The sequence below is a fragment of the Marinobacter sp. KM021 genome (assembly GCF_050707965.1).
GTDB lineage: Bacteria > Pseudomonadota > Gammaproteobacteria > Pseudomonadales > Oleiphilaceae > Marinobacter > Marinobacter shengliensis.
In genome coordinates this window covers 1-15136 of record NZ_CP136129.1, presented here as the reverse complement: position 1 = coordinate 15136, position 15136 = coordinate 1, and the positions used below count along the sequence as shown (strand labels likewise).

Annotated in this window: 10 protein-coding genes, 2 tRNA genes and 3 rRNA genes; all 15 read right to left on the bottom strand. The window is 54.6% G+C overall.

Translation table 11 applies throughout. From position 1 onward, the window contains the following. Nucleotides 1-66 precede the first annotated feature (66 nt). The 15 genes from RVM24_RS00075 to RVM24_RS00005 all read right to left on the bottom strand — a co-directional run bounded on the left by RVM24_RS00075 (nt 67) and on the right by RVM24_RS00005 (nt 14931). On the bottom strand, nt 67-822 hold the full coding sequence (locus tag RVM24_RS00075; protein WP_058092413.1) for a cytochrome c1: 756 nt from the start codon (nt 820-822) through the stop codon (nt 67-69). Continuing rightward, nucleotides 822-2054 (bottom strand): cytochrome b, encoded by a 1233-nt coding sequence (locus RVM24_RS00070; protein ID WP_058092412.1) that lies wholly within the window; start codon nt 2052-2054, stop codon nt 822-824. Before RVM24_RS00070 ends, RVM24_RS00075 begins: the two co-directional genes overlap by 1 nt. After that, nucleotides 2054-2647, bottom strand: a complete 594-nt coding sequence (gene petA, locus RVM24_RS00065; RefSeq protein ID WP_058092411.1) for a ubiquinol-cytochrome c reductase iron-sulfur subunit — start codon at nt 2645-2647, stop codon at nt 2054-2056. Before petA ends, RVM24_RS00070 begins: the two co-directional genes overlap by 1 nt. Before the next feature lie 237 nt (nt 2648-2884). Continuing rightward, nucleotides 2885-3277 (bottom strand): 30S ribosomal protein S9, encoded by a 393-nt coding sequence (gene rpsI / locus RVM24_RS00060; protein ID WP_058092410.1) that lies wholly within the window; start codon nt 3275-3277, stop codon nt 2885-2887. Nucleotides 3278-3289: 12 nt separating this feature from the next. Continuing rightward, on the bottom strand, nt 3290-3718 hold the full coding sequence (gene rplM, locus RVM24_RS00055) for a 50S ribosomal protein L13 (RefSeq protein ID WP_022988664.1): 429 nt from the start codon (nt 3716-3718) through the stop codon (nt 3290-3292). Nucleotides 3719-3937: 219 nt separating this feature from the next. Further along, a complete protein-coding gene (locus RVM24_RS00050; RefSeq protein WP_058092409.1) occupies nt 3938-4705 on the bottom strand; it encodes a TatD family hydrolase in 768 nt (255 codons plus the stop codon). 19 nt (nt 4706-4724) lie between these two features. Beyond that, on the bottom strand, nt 4725-6305 hold the full coding sequence (gene prfC, locus RVM24_RS00045) for a peptide chain release factor 3 (protein ID WP_058092408.1): 1581 nt from the start codon (nt 6303-6305) through the stop codon (nt 4725-4727). A gap of 61 nt (nt 6306-6366) precedes the next feature. Beyond that, on the bottom strand, nt 6367-6846 hold the full coding sequence (gene rimI, locus RVM24_RS00040; RefSeq protein WP_431474739.1) for a ribosomal protein S18-alanine N-acetyltransferase: 480 nt from the start codon (nt 6844-6846) through the stop codon (nt 6367-6369). Beyond that, nucleotides 6846-7655, bottom strand: coding sequence for a hypothetical protein (locus tag RVM24_RS00035; RefSeq protein WP_058092406.1), 810 nt, complete (start codon nt 7653-7655; stop codon nt 6846-6848). The genes rimI and RVM24_RS00035 overlap by 1 nt, the downstream gene beginning before the upstream one ends. Before the next feature lie 42 nt (nt 7656-7697). Beyond that, nucleotides 7698-9248, bottom strand: a complete 1551-nt coding sequence (locus tag RVM24_RS00030) for a 2-isopropylmalate synthase (protein WP_138435408.1) — start codon at nt 9246-9248, stop codon at nt 7698-7700. 114 nt (nt 9249-9362) lie between these two features. Beyond that, nucleotides 9363-9476, bottom strand: a 5S ribosomal RNA gene (gene rrf / locus RVM24_RS00025). Between the two features lie 95 nt (nt 9477-9571). Then, nucleotides 9572-12463: ribosomal RNA gene (locus RVM24_RS00020) — 23S ribosomal RNA — on the bottom strand. 311 nt (nt 12464-12774) lie between these two features. Beyond that, nucleotides 12775-12850 (bottom strand) — tRNA-Ala (locus tag RVM24_RS00015). Nucleotides 12851-13073: 223 nt separating this feature from the next. Next, nucleotides 13074-13150: transfer RNA gene (locus RVM24_RS00010), tRNA-Ile, on the bottom strand. 240 nt (nt 13151-13390) lie between these two features. Then, nucleotides 13391-14931, bottom strand: a 16S ribosomal RNA gene (locus RVM24_RS00005). Together the 16S, 23S and 5S rRNA genes with 2 tRNA genes alongside form the textbook arrangement of a ribosomal RNA operon. Between the last annotated feature and the right edge of the window lie 205 nt (nt 14932-15136).

Below are 15136 nucleotides of genomic sequence, written 5' to 3'. Positions count from 1 at the left end.
AACGCAAAATTCCAGCGAACCTTACCGGCCCGCTGGAATTCAGGATTGAGGATTATACCCTAAATCTTAATGTACGTCTTTCCAGTACTCGCGGTTAAGCAGGTACGCAAAGATGAAGAAGATCGCCACAAAGATCAGCACGAAAATCCCCAGACGCTCACGCTCAACCTTCACCGGATCACCCATGTAAGACATGAAGTTGGTCAGGTCCCACATGGCACGGTCAAAGTCTGCACCCGACATATTGCCTTCGATGGCATATTCCGGACAGACATCCGCGTTATTGATGTTACCACTAAGCGGCTCAACCGAGGCGCCGACACCAATCTTCGGCTCGACGGCACACAGACCCTGCATCTCGACCATCACATGGGGCATACCAACGTTGGCGAATACCACGTTGTTCACACCCAGTGGGCGAGTGTCATCCTGGTAGAAACCTCGCAGGTACGAGTACACCCAGGATTCACCACGCACACGCGTGACCAGAGTCAGGTCAGGTGGCGGAGCACCGAACCAGCCGGCAGCCATATCCTTACTCATGGAGATCTGCATCAACTCACCGATCTTGGCACCAGTGAAGATCAGGTTCTCCTCGTAGAGTTCCGCCGGAATCTCCAGGTCATCCGACACCCGCTTGTAACGGGCGTATTCCATGGAGTGGCAACCCATGCAGTAGTTGGTGAACAATGCCACGCCCCGCTGCAGTGATTCCTTGTTGGTGTGATCCGGCTTCATGGTGTCGAGAGGACCGCCGGGAGCAGCCGCCAGCCCGAGAGCCGGCAGGATTGCGATGAAAAGACCAAAAATCAGCTTTCTCATTATCCTGTCACCCTCTCTGGTACTGGCTTGGTTTTTTCCATGCGCGTGTAGAACGGCATGAGAATGAAGTACAGGAAGTACAGCACTGTCAGAATCTGGGCGACGATGGTACGACCCTCGGTGGCCGGAACGATACCCAGATAGCCCAGGACGATAAAGCTGACGACAAAGATGGCCAGCGCAACCTTACTCATCCAGCCCTTGTAGCGGATAGACCGCACCGGGCTCTTGTCGAGCCATGGCAGCACGAACAGGATGGCAATTGCTGCACCCATCACAACCACACCCCAGAACTTGGCATCGAGACCAAAGAGATCAACGGTTACCGCACGAAGCATTGCGTAGAACGGAGTGAAGTACCATACCGGTGCGATGTGTGCCGGCGTCTTCAGACTGTTCGCAGGTTCGAAGTTCGGCTTCTCCAGGAACAGGCCGCCCATCTCCGGGAAGTAAAACACAACGATGAAGAAGATGAAGAAGAAGACCGCCACACCCAACAGGTCATGTACGGTGTAGTACGGGTGGAACGGAATGCCGTCTTTGGGAATACCGTTTTCGTCCTTGTTCTTCTTGATATCAATACCGTCAGGGTTGTTAGAACCCACTTCGTGCAGCGCCAGAATGTGCAGCACCACCAGACCGAGCAGTACGATCGGCAATGCAACCACGTGCAGGGCAAAGAAGCGGTTCAGGGTAATACCGGAAATCAGGTAGTCACCACGAATCCACAGAGACAGGTCTTCACCAATTACCGGAATTGCACCGAACAGGTTAACGATAACCTGAGCACCCCAGTAAGACATCTGACCCCAGGGCAGCAGGTAGCCCATGAATGCCTCTGCCATCAGCACCAGGTAGATCAGCATGCCGAAGATCCAGATCAGCTCACGCGGCTTCTGGTACGAGCCGTACATCAGACCACGGAACATGTGCAGATAGACCACCACAAAGAACGCTGACGCGCCGGTGGAGTGCAGATAACGAAGCAGCCAGCCCCACTCGACATCACGCATGATGTACTCAACGGAAGCAAACGCACCTTCCGCAGACGGATTATAGCTCATGGTCAGCCAGATTCCGGTGACCAGCTGGTTCACCAACACCAGCATGGCAAGCGAACCGAAGAAGTACCACATATTGAAGTTCTTCGGAGCGTAATACTTACCTACATGCTTGTTCCAAGCATCGACAACCGGCAGACGCTCGTCTACCCAATTAAGCAGTTTGTTCATTACGCTGCCTCCGGATCAAGACCAATGGTCATGGTCGCATCGTCATCAAACCGGTACGGCGGAACCTCAAGGTTCAGCGGAGCCGGCTGATTGGAGAACACACGACCGGACAAGTCGAATCGGGAGCCATGGCACGGACAGAAAAGACCACCCAACCATTCACTACCCAAGTCAGCCGGCGCCACTTCCGGGCGATAGCTTGGCACGCACCCCAAGTGCGTGCAGATACCCACCAGGACAATAAACTCCGGCTTGATGGACCGCTGTGCGCCGGTGATGTAAGCCGGTTGCTGAGGGTCTTCGGACTCAGGATCTTTCATTCGCGGAGACAGCTTTTCAATGTTCTCAAGCATCTCGTCGGTGCGCCGGATAATCCACACCGGCTTACCCCGCCATTCGACGGTAATCTGTTGTCCAGGTTCGATCTTGTCGACAGTTACGGTTACCGGAGCACCGGCCGCTTCCGCTTTCGCACTGGGATTCCAGGACGCCACGAAAGGGACCGCTGCACCGACGACGCCGACACCACCCACCACGGACGTTGCACCGATCAAAAACCGGCGTCGACCTTGGTTCACGTCGCCATTACTCATTATGGTTTTCTCCCATCAGGCGAGGCACAGACGCGGAAAAACCGGCACTGCGCTTCGAAAAGGACTTCACAACCCAAAAATATAAGCGCTGAAATGGTAATGAAATTACCCCTCGCTTACAAGCCGGAAAGGCTCAACTGAGAGCCTATCCCTGCGTCAGATCAAAAATCTGGCGACCTTCAAGGCATAAAAAAACCCGACCATAGGATCGGGTTTTTCCATCGGCAATGGCGCCGATTAACGCTTGGAGTACTGCGGACGCTTACGCGCCTTGCGCAGACCAACCTTCTTACGCTCAACCTTACGGGCGTCACGGGTTACGTAACCCGCTTTACGCAGCGCAGGGCGCAGAGTTTCGTCGTATTCCATCAGCGCACGAGTCAGACCATGGCGAATTGCGCCAGCCTGGCCACTGATACCACCGCCCTTTACGGTGATGGTGATGTCGAATCGATCAGCAGACTCAGCAACAACCAGCGGCTGACGAACGATCATGCGAAGAGTTTCACGACCGAAGAAATCTTCGATGGTGCGACCGTTAATGGAGATGTTACCGCTACCCGGCTTGATAAAGACGCGAGCCGTGGATGATTTGCGGCGACCAGTACCGTAATTTTGTGCTACAGACATATTCGCCTTCCGTTAGATGTCGAGTTCTTTGGGCTGCTGGGCGGCATGAGCATGCTCAGCGCCTGCGTACACTTTCAGCTTCTTGAACATGGCGCGACCAAGCGGACCCTTCGGAAGCATACCTTTTACGGCCTTCTGAATGATTTGCTCGGGAGCCTTGTCAACCAGCTTCTCGAAGTTGATGGATTTGATTCCACCCGGAAAGCCGGTATGGCTGTAATACATCTTTGCCGATGCCTTTTTGCCGGTAACCTTCACCTGGCTGGCATTGATAACAATGATGTAGTCTCCAGTGTCCACGTGAGGGGTATACTCAGGCTTATGCTTGCCCCGCAGACGAAGGGCGATTTCGGTTGACAGACGACCCAGCGTCTTGCCGGCTGCGTCTACAACGTACCAGTCACGTTTTACTGTTTCTGGTTTCGCACTCAGAGTCTTCATTGATTCCGCCTTGAACGCTATATAAGAAACGTTAAAAACCACCACCGGTAAATGCAAGGCATCCGGAGGAGGTTCATACCTGTATGTTGACGTCGCCACCATTCGGGGCTGAGATAGTGACATCGCCTTGAAAAGCCAGGGCGCGAAGTATACTCGAAGCAGTCAGGAAAACCAACCCTGCCTCACTGTGTTTCGTCAATCCCCTATTCTGCACTGGCATCAACACCAGCCGTACAACTGTCGAACGTTATCATACAAGGCTTCAGAGAGCGTTTCGGCCGACTCGGCCCTCAGCTCCGCCAACGCCTGCAGTACCCTCGGCAGGTAAATCGGTGAATTCTGTCCCTTGGCCACACCGGCCGGAGCCATGTCGGGCGCATCGGTCTCGATCACCAGGGCCTCGACCGGCAACCTGGCAATCGCATCGCGGGTTTTACGCGCCCGATCGTGGGTGATCACACCACCAACCCCGATATAACAGCCAAGATCCACCAGCTTTCTGGCTTGCTGGTAACTTCCGGAGAAGCCATGAACCAAGGCCCGGCCAGACCAACCGGAAGAGCGCAGCAACCCATGCACTTCATCATGGCTGCGCACCGAGTGAATGACCAACGGCAACTTCACCCTCGCGGCAATATCAACCTGCGCCTGGAACCAAGGCAATTGCGCGGCGAGTTCACCATGAAGAGCATCAAGGCCACATTCTCCCAGCGCTACGCAGCCCTCGGGGAGGTCGGCGAGCTGCGCCTCGAGGACAATCAGATCCTGCTCACTGTGCTCTCCAACAAACCAGGGATGAATTCCCAGGCAAATCCAGAGCCCCCTATCCGGTGAAGCCAGCGCCTGAACCCGCGCCCAGTCCGCCCGGCGAACACCCGGAATGACCAACGCCTCCACTCCCCGGCCTCTGGCCTCCGCCAACACCTGGTCACGAATCCCATCAAACTCGGGGAAGTCGAAATGGCAATGGGCATCAACCAGCTGCATGGAGTCCTCCGGTGGCCGATCAGTGTTCCCGGGTTTTATGGAACTGGATATCCGGATAACGTTCCTGAGCCAGATTCAGGTTGACCATGGTCGGTGCAATGTAGGCCAGCCGGTCACTGCCATCGAGGGCCAGGTTCTCCTGATTCTTGCGCTGGAACTCATCGAGTTTGCGCTCATCACTGCAGCTCACCCAGCGTGCAGTGGCAACATTGATCGGCTCGTAAACGGCCTCAACCTTGTATTCACTCTTGAGGCGACTAACCACCACATCGAACTGCAAGACGCCTACTGCACCAACAATCAGATCGTTGTTCTTCACCGGCCGAAACACCTGAACAGCACCCTCCTCAGAGAGCTGGATCAGGCCTTTCTGTAATTGCTTCGCCTTGAGCGGATCCTTCAGGCGGATACGGCGGAACAGCTCCGGCGCGAAGTTCGGAATGCCGGTGAACTTCATGTCATCGCCGGCGGTAAAGGTATCGCCCAACTGGATCGTACCGTGGTTGTGCAAACCGATAATATCGCCAGCGTATGCCTCCTCGGCATGTTCACGGTCACCCGCCATGAACGTCAGAGCGTCGGAGAACCTCACTTCTTTACCAATCCGCACATGGCGCGCCTTCATACCCTGATTATAGCGACCTGACACGATACGCAGGAACGCGACCCGGTCACGATGCTGTGGGTCCATGTTTGCCTGGATCTTGAATACAAAACCGGAAAAAGCATCCTCCGCCGGCTCGACCTTGCGCACATCCGTTTCGCGCCCCTGGGGCGCAGGCGCCCAGTCAACCAGGCCGTCCAGCATATGGTCCACACCGAAATTACCGAGTGCTGTACCAAAGAACACCGGGGTTAGTTGCCCGGCAAGGAATGCCTCATGATCAAACTCATGAGACGCACCCTTAACCAATTCAATTTCGTCACGCAGGTCAGCGGCATAGCCGTCAATCGCTTCATCGAGCTCGGGGTTATTCAGGCCTTTGACAACCCGCTTTTCCTGAATGGTGTGGCCCTGGCCAGTCTGATAGAGGATCACTTCATCCCGATACAAGTGGTAGACACCCTTGAAACTCTTGCCCATGCCAATCGGCCAGGTGATGGGGGCGCAGGCAATTTTTAGAACATCTTCCACTTCATCCATTAACTCGATCGGGTCCCGGGTGTCGCGATCCAGTTTGTTCATGAAGGTGATGATTGGCGTATCACGCAGGCGGGTCACTTCCATCAGCTTGATGGTGCGTTCCTCAACGCCCTTGGCGCTGTCGATAACCATCAGGCACGAATCAACCGCCGTCAGGGTCCGATAGGTATCCTCAGAGAAGTCTTCGTGACCTGGGGTATCCAACAGGTTGACCAGCTTGCCACCATAAGGAAACTGCATCACTGAGGTGGTGACCGAGATACCCCGCTCCTTTTCCATCTCCATCCAGTCGGACTTTGCGTGCTGGCCGGACTTCTTGCCCTTGACCGTTCCGGCTTTCTGAAGCGCCTGACCGAAGAGCAGCACTTTCTCGGTAATGGTGGTTTTACCGGCATCCGGGTGCGAGATAATCGCAAAGGTGCGGCGCTTGGCCACTTCCTGGGATAGGTTAGACATAAACAACGGAAACCTGATTGGGTTGGGTGAAAAACGGACTATTATAAGGGGTAGCGTGGGGTCAGGTGAACCGATAGACCAATACGCGGGCATCTTCTCGCCCAGTGGCATCCGGATAGTAGTCGGGCCTGCGGCCGATTTCCTCAAATCCCTCGCTGGCATACAACGCAGCAGCCGCTTCGTTGCTTTGCCGAACTTCCAGAATCATCTGTACCATGCCATCCCGGATGGATTCCGCCACAGCGTAACGCAGCAAGTGACGGCCAGCTCCTCGACCCCGCAGAGCAGGATGCACGCAGACATTCAGCAGGTGAGCCTCATCAACCATATAGTTGACTACGGCATAACCGACCAACTCATCGCCTTGCACCAGCGCCCACAGTCGATATTGCGGTTTAAAACAGTCCTGGAACACAGACATCGGCCAAGGGTGAGAATACCCCAGGCATTCCAGTTCCATCACTCGGGGCAGATCGGATTCCACGAGGCTGCGAACCCTCAGGTCCTGATTCTGAACCTGGCGAAGGACCCGTGTCGACATTAATCCTTCGCGCCCAGGGAGCGAATCTTTTGCCATAACTCTCGTTTCAATACCGGGTTACTTGCCAGGCCAGCAAGGGAGGCGTCAAACACCACTTCCGGGCCGCGACCCATAACGTCGGAAAGGATATTGGGCACCGCACCGGCCCCGGCTCCCAGACCAAGCGCTATGACAGACTTGCCAGTGGCAGGGACCAGCGCTTGCCGCAGTAAGCCCGTCAGATCTGCATCACTGTTGAGCGACACCCTCAGATTATTGAACAGTGGCCAGCGAATGACGTCTGACATGTCCAGGGTCTGCTCACCGAGACTGCGAAGAATGTTGCGAGCCAGTGCGTCCTGCATGCTGAAACTGGCTTCCTCGGAGAGATTGGCAAGCAAAAGAACTCTATCTCCCACCCAGAACTGCAGACACAGCCGAGCGATATCTTTGATCGAAGCAACCCGTGGGCTGACATTGGGCTGATTTTCACCCAACAGGTCTGCTGCCGAGTCTGGCTCGACGGAATCCACAACTTGCGACTCAGCCTCGGCCAGCGGCGCTGCTTTATCTGGTTTACCAGCGCCGGTCTCCATCAGATTCTTGAGTTGCGCCAGACGGTCTTTATTGCCGGGATCAACGGCAGGGCGAGTGGGCACGGCACGCTTGGTTGCCGGCGCATCAACAACGACCGGGGCTGGCTCGACTTCGGCAACGCCGAAATCATACTCCGGGCTTGGCGCCGCGCCAGGCAGCGGTGCGCGGGCATACCACAGATGAATGCCTGCGGCCCCGAGATAGAACTGCCTTTCCGCTTCTGTTCGGATCACGTCATGCCTCTGACCGGGGACAAGTGCCACATAACGTCACTATCAGACATCGGCCACCTGAGGGTGCTGACGAATACCACCTCTGGCAATCAGGTTCAACGCCTCGATATAGGCCTTTGCTGATGCGATGATGATATCAGTATCAGAGCCAACGCCATTGACAATACGCCCGCCACGCTCAAGGCGCACGGTCACTTCGCCCTGGGCATCGGTGCCACTGGTTATATTATTCACGGAATACAGCTGGAGATTACAGCCTGAATCAACCAGCGACTCAATCGCCTTGAATGTTGCATCCACCGGACCACTACCCTCGGCCTCAACCGTGTGTTCCTTGCCATCCATGGTCAGGGTCAGATGAGCCTTGGGTACAACACCGGTTTCCGAGCAGACCTGCATGCAGACGAGACCATAACGCCCCTCCTCGTCTTTCTGACGCGTGTCGCTGGCTATGGCCTGGAGATCTTCATCAAAAATCTCGTGCTTCAGATCAGCCAGGGCCTTGAAACGGGTAAACGCTTCATTCAGCTCGGACTCGGTATCGAACTGAATGCCCAGTTCCAGTAACCGGGTACGGAAGGCGTTACGACCGGAATGCTTACCCAGAACCAGGCTATTGGTATGCCAGCCCACGTCTTGCGCGCGCATAATCTCATAGGTTTCCCGGTGTTTGAGTACGCCATCCTGATGGATGCCGGACTCATGGGCAAAGGCATTGGCACCCACAATGGCCTTGTTCGGCTGTACCGGAAAACCGGTAATGGTCGACACAAGCCGGGACGCCGGCACGATGTGCTGGGTATCGATTCGTGTATCAATATTGAAGAGATCCTGACGGGTACGCACCGCCATCACGATTTCTTCCAGAGAAGCATTACCGGCACGCTCACCCAGACCGTTAATGGTGCACTCCACCTGGCGGGCACCACTGGTAACCGCAGCAAGAGAGTTAGCCACAGCCAGCCCCAGATCATTATGACAATGGACGGAAAAAATGGCTTTGTCAGCGTTGGGGATACGGTTCAATAGCTGTCGAATTGTTTCAGCGAACTGCTCGGGGATTGCATAACCGACAGTGTCTGGAATATTAATGGTTCGGGCGCCGGCATCAATCGCCGCTTCGATAATTCGGCATAGGAAATCCAGCTCGGAACGACCGGCGTCTTCACAGGAAAACTCCACGTCGTCGGTATGGCTACGAGCACGCTTTACCGCCCGAACCGCCTGCTCCACTACCTGATCCGGCTCCATCTGCAGCTTATGCTTCATATGGATCGGTGAGGTGGCAATGAAGGTATGAATACGACCGCTGGCCGCCGGACGAATGGCCTCAGCCGCCCGATCAATATCCTTGTCCAGGGCACGAGCGAGACTACACACCGTGGAATCCTTGATGGTTTCTGCGATGGCCTTGACGGCTTCGAAGTCACCCTGACTGGCAATCGCGAAGCCCGCTTCGATCACATCAACACGCAACTTCTCGAGAACCTTGGCAATGCGTAGCTTCTCGTTTTTGTTCATGGTGGCGCCAGGGCTCTGTTCGCCATCCCGGAGAGTAGTGTCAAAAATGACCAGGTGATCAGTTGCGGCCATTGGAAGGCTCCCATCAAAACTTGGTTCGGATAATGGAAGGAAGTATATCACTTCTCCCGAAGCACAAATAAAAAAGCCCCAACATCAAGGATGCTGGGGCTTTGGGTATTAAGAGCCTGACGATGACCTACTCTCACATGGGCGAACCACACTACCATCGGCGCTGGTCTGTTTCACTTCTGAGTTCGGGATGGGATCAGGTGGTTCCAGACCGCTATGGTCGTCAGGCAAAACGGATGATCACTGGGGGACGAGATGGAACGTGATGTTTGATTTCGATTGAGCTGTCGCTCTGCGTTATCCGCAATTGTCTTGGGTGTTATATAGTCAAGCCGCACGAGCAATTAGTACTGGTTAGCTCAACGCCTCACAGCGCTTACACACCCAGCCTATCAACGTCCTGGTCTTGAACGGCTCTTCAGGAGGCTCAAGGCCTCAGGGAGATCTCATCTTGGAAGGGGCTTCCCGCTTAGATGCTTTCAGCGGTTATCCTGTCCGAACATAGCTACCGGGCAATGCGTCTGGCGACACAACCCGAACACCAGCGGTTCGTCCACTCCGGTCCTCTCGTACTAGGAGCAGCTTTCCTCAAATCTCCAACGTCCACGGCAGATAGGGACCGAACTGTCTCACGACGTTCTAAACCCAGCTCGCGTACCACTTTAAATGGCGAACAGCCATACCCTTGGGACCGGCTTCAGCCCCAGGATGTGATGAGCCGACATCGAGGTGCCAAACACCGCCGTCGATGTGAACTCTTGGGCGGTATCAGCCTGTTATCCCCGGAGTACCTTTTATCCGTTGAGCGATGGCCCTTCCATACAGAACCACCGGATCACTATGACCTACTTTCGTACCTGCTCGACGTGTCTGTCTCGCAGTCAAGCGGGCTTGTGCCATTACACTAACCGTACGATGTCCGACCGTACTTAGCCCACCTTTGTGCTCCTCCGTTACGCTTTGGGAGGAGACCGCCCCAGTCAAACTACCCACCACACAGTGTCCTCAACCCCGATAAGGGGCCAGAGTTAGAACCTCAAACATGCCAGGCTGGTATTTCAAGGTTGGCTCCACCGGAACTGGCGTCCCGGGTTCAAAGCCTCCCAGCTATCCTACACAAGCATGCTCAAAGTTCACTGTGAAGCTATAGTAAAGGTTCACGGGGTCTTTCCGTCTAGCCGCGGATACACCGCATCTTCACGGCGATTTCAATTTCACTGAGTCTCGGGTAGAGACAGCGCCCCCATCGTTACGCCATTCGTGCAGGTCGGAACTTACCCGACAAGGAATTTCGCTACCTTAGGACCGTTATAGTTACGGCCGCCGTTTACCGGGGCTTCGATCAAGAGCTTCGCACGAGTGCTAACCCCATCAATTAACCTTCCGGCACCGGGCAGGCGTCACACCCTATACGTCCACTTTCGTGTTTGCAGAGTGCTGTGTTTTTAATAAACAGTCGCAGGGGCCTGGTATCTTCGACCGGCTTCCGCTCCACCCGCAGGGGCTTCACGTACACACCGGCGTGCCTTCTCCCGAAGTTACGGCACCATTTTGCCTAGTTCCTTTACCCGAGTTCTCTCAAGCGCCTTGGTATTCTCTACCTGACCACCTGTGTCGGTTTGGGGTACGGTCTCGAATAGCCTGAAGCTTAGAAGATTTTCCTGGAAGCAGGGCATCAATGACTTCGCGCCCTTGGGCACTCGTCGTCGCGTCTCAGGATTGTGGACCCGGATTTGCCTAAGTCCACTCCCTACTCGCTTAAACCGGGACAACCGTCGCCCGGCTCACCTAGCCTTCTCCGTCTCTCCATCGCAGCTATCCAAGGTACGGGAATATTAACCCGTTTCCCATCGACTACACCTTTCGGTCTCGCCTTAGGGGCCGACTCACCCTGCGCCGATTAGCGTTGCGCAGGAACCCTTGGTCTTCCGGCGTGCGGGTTTTTCACCCGCATTGTCGTTACTCATGTCAGCATTCGCACTTCTGATACCTCCAGCATGCTTCTCAACACACCTTCGCAGGCTTACAGAACGCTCCCCTACCCCGCATACAATGTATGCAGCCGCAGCTTCGGTGACCAGTTTGAGCCCCGTTACATCTTCCGCGCAGGCCGACTCGACTAGTGAGCTATTACGCTTTCTTTAAAGGATGGCTGCTTCTAAGCCAACCTCCTAGCTGTCTGAGCCTTCCCACATCGTTTCCCACTTAACTGGTACTTTGGGACCTTAGCTGGCGGTCTGGGTTGTTTCCCTCTTCACGACGGACGTTAGCACCCGCCGTGTGTCTCCCGGATAGTACTCACAGGTATTCGGAGTTTGCATCGGGTTGGTAAGTCGAGATGACCCCCTAGCCGAAACAGTGCTCTACCCCCTGTGGTATTCGTCCGAGGCGCTACCTAAATAGCTTTCGGGGAGAACCAGCTATCTCCGGGCTTGATTAGCCTTTCACTCCGATCCACAAGTCATCCCCTGGCTTTTCAACGACAGTGGGTTCGGTCCTCCAGTGCCTGTTACGGCACCTTCAACCTGCTCATGGATAGATCGCCCGGTTTCGGGTCTATGCCCAGCGACTAATTCGCCCTATTCAGACTCGGTTTCCCTACGGCTCCCCTAAACGGTTAACCTCGCCACTGAACATAAGTCGCTGACCCATTATACAAAAGGTACGCCGTCACAGAACAAGTCTGCTCCGACTGCTTGTACGCATACGGTTTCAGGGTCTATTTCACTCCCCTCACAGGGGTTCTTTTCGCCTTTCCCTCACGGTACTGGTTCACTATCGGTCAGTCAGGAGTATTTAGCCTTGGAGGATGGTCCCCCCATGTTCAGTCAACGTTTCTCGTGCGCCGACCTACTCGATTTCACTGGACTCAGGTTTCGGATACGGGGCTATCACCCACTATGGCGGCACTTTCCAGAGCCTTCTCCTACCAGTTGTCCAGCTTAAGGGCTGGTCCCCGTTCGCTCGCCGCTACTTAGGGAATCTCGGTTGATTTCTTTTCCTCGGGGTACTTAGATGTTTCAGTTCCCCCGGTTCGCCTCTTGCACCTATGGATTCAGTACAAGATACCGACCCGAAAGTCGGTGGGTTTCCCCATTCAGAGATGTCCGGATCACAGCTCGTTTGCCAGCTCCCCGAACCTTATCGCAGGCTTCCACGTCTTTCATCGCCTCTGACTGCCAAGGCATCCACCGTATGCGCTTAGTTGCTTGACTATATAACCCCAAGACAACTGATCACGATTCAGCATCCTTCACCAGGCAAGCCTGATACAGAACCCTGTTTCGAGACAGTCACTTGAAGCAATATAACAACCACTTCAACGACAACACCGGATAACGCTTGAAATCGCTATCACTTTGAACAGTTTCTCTCGGAGATAATGAGAGAAATCTATTCGTGTTCTATCTCGTCCAATTTGTTAAAGAGCAAATCTGACCCAGTGATCAGAAAGGAAGGCTTCATCGATATGAAACATTCGTTTCTGTACACTGCTAACCCATCTTTGGTTAGTCAGTAAAATATTTGGTGGAGCTAGGCAGGATCGAACTGCCGACCTCCTGCGTGCAAGGCAGGCGCTCTCCCAGCTGAGCTATAGCCCCAGAACTTGTCCAGCTTCCGTTACCCGTCGTTGCAACATTCGTTCGCTGCGGTCATGACCCATCGAGGGTCACTCCCTTACTCACTCAAGCTGCGCCTAGGTTAACGAAACCTGACCTGCGCTCTGCTATCGCCTCCAAGACCAGAATTTTGCTGATCTAGGCGTCGAAGTGCGCCGCATAGCCTGCTATGCAAGTGCTTCGACAACGACGAGCAGTGAAATTCTGGTGGGTCTGGGTGGACTTGAACCACCGACCTCACCCTTATCAGGGGTGCGCTCTAACCACCTGAGCTACAGACCCAATTATCACTGCATCTTGTGCCACCTGAGCTGCGTTGTAGCCTTCGTTCACTCGGTCACGTACTCATGTACGCTCCCTCGCTCTCTCAGCCTGCGCCTTGTCAGCTGTCACAATCTACAGCGCTAATGCCTGCTTCACGTTAACGTGACACAGTCATCGGGCCTGCATAGACCCTTTTGCTCTCTTTATTAGCCAACCAAGTAATTCGTGTGGACTCTGACCGAAGCATTCGGCTTCGTTTAAGGAGGTGATCCAGCCGCAGGTTCCCCTACGGCTACCTTGTTACGACTTCACCCCAGTCATGAACCACACCGTGGTAATCGTCCTCCCGAAGGTTAGACTAACTACTTCTGGTGCAATCCACTCCCATGGTGTGACGGGCGGTGTGTACAAGGCCCGGGAACGTATTCACCGCGACATTCTGATTCGCGATTACTAGCGATTCCGACTTCACGGAGTCGAGTTGCAGACTCCGATCCGGACTACGACGCGTTTTAAGGGATTGGCGCACTCTCGCGAGTTGGCAGCCCTCTGTACGCGCCATTGTAGCACGTGTGTAGCCCTGGCCGTAAGGGCCATGATGACCTGACGTCATCCCCACCTTCCTCCGGTTTGTCACCGGCAGTCTCCCTGGAGTTCTCAGCATTACCTGCTAGCAACCAGGGATAGGGGTTGCGCTCGTTACGGGACTTAACCCAACATCTCACGACACGAGCTGACGACGGCCATGCAGCACCTGTCTCAGAGTTCCCGAAGGCACCAATCCATCTCTGGAAAGTTCTCTGGATGTCAAGGCCAGGTAAGGTTCTTCGCGTTGCGTCGAATTAAACCACATGCTCCACCGCTTGTGCGGGCCCCCGTCAATTCATTTGAGTTTTAACCTTGCGGCCGTACTCCCCAGGCGGTCAACTTAGTGCGTTAGCTGCGCCACTAAGACTTCAAGAGTCCCAACGGCTAGTTGACATCGTTTACGGCGTGGACTACCAGGGTATCTAATCCTGTTTGCTCCCCACGCTTTCGCACCTCAGTGTCAGTGTTGGTCCAGGTAGCCGCCTTCGCCACTGGTGTTCCTTCCTATATCTACGCATTTCACCGCTACACAGGAAATTCCACTACCCTCTACCACACTCTAGTCAGACAGTTCGAAATGCCGTTCCCAGGTTAAGCCCGGGGCTTTCACATCTCGCTTACCTAACCACCTACGCGCGCTTTACGCCCAGTAATTCCGATTAACGCTTGCACCCTCCGTATTACCGCGGCTGCTGGCACGGAGTTAGCCGGTGCTTCTTCTGCGAGTAACGTCAATCCCTGAAGGTATTAACTTCAGAGCCTTCCTCCTCGCTGAAAGTGCTTTACAACCCGAAAGCCTTCTTCACACACGCGGCATGGCTGGATCAGGGTTGCCCCCATTGTCCAATATTCCCCACTGCTGCCTCCCGTAGGAGTTCGGGCCGTGTCTCAGTCCCGATGTGGCTGATCATCCTCTCAGACCAGCTACGGATCGTCGCCTTGGTAGGCCTTTACCCCACCAACTAGCTAATCCGACTTAGGCTCATCCAGTAGCGCAAGGTCCGAAGATCCCCTGCTTTCTCCCGTAGGACGTATGCGGTATTAATCCGGGTTTCCCCGGGCTATCCCCCACTACTGGGCAGATTCCTAAGCATTACTCACCCGTCCGCCGCTCGTCAGCGGGGTGCAAGCACCCCCTGTTACCGCTCGACTTGCATGTGTTAAGCCTGCCGCCAGCGTTCAATCTGAGCCATGATCAAACTCTTCAGTTTAAATCATACAAGAACCCGAAAGTTCTTAATTCTTGCTCAAGACAAAACTCAATTTCGACGAGTCACTGTCCTGATATTTCGTATCCGAAATACCTCGGCCAGCGCCCACACGAATTACTTGGTTAACTTTTTAAAGAGCGTTTGAGCTGTTGCTCAATCAAGGCCGCGTATTCTACATCGTTCCGCTGCCCTGTCAACCGTTTAT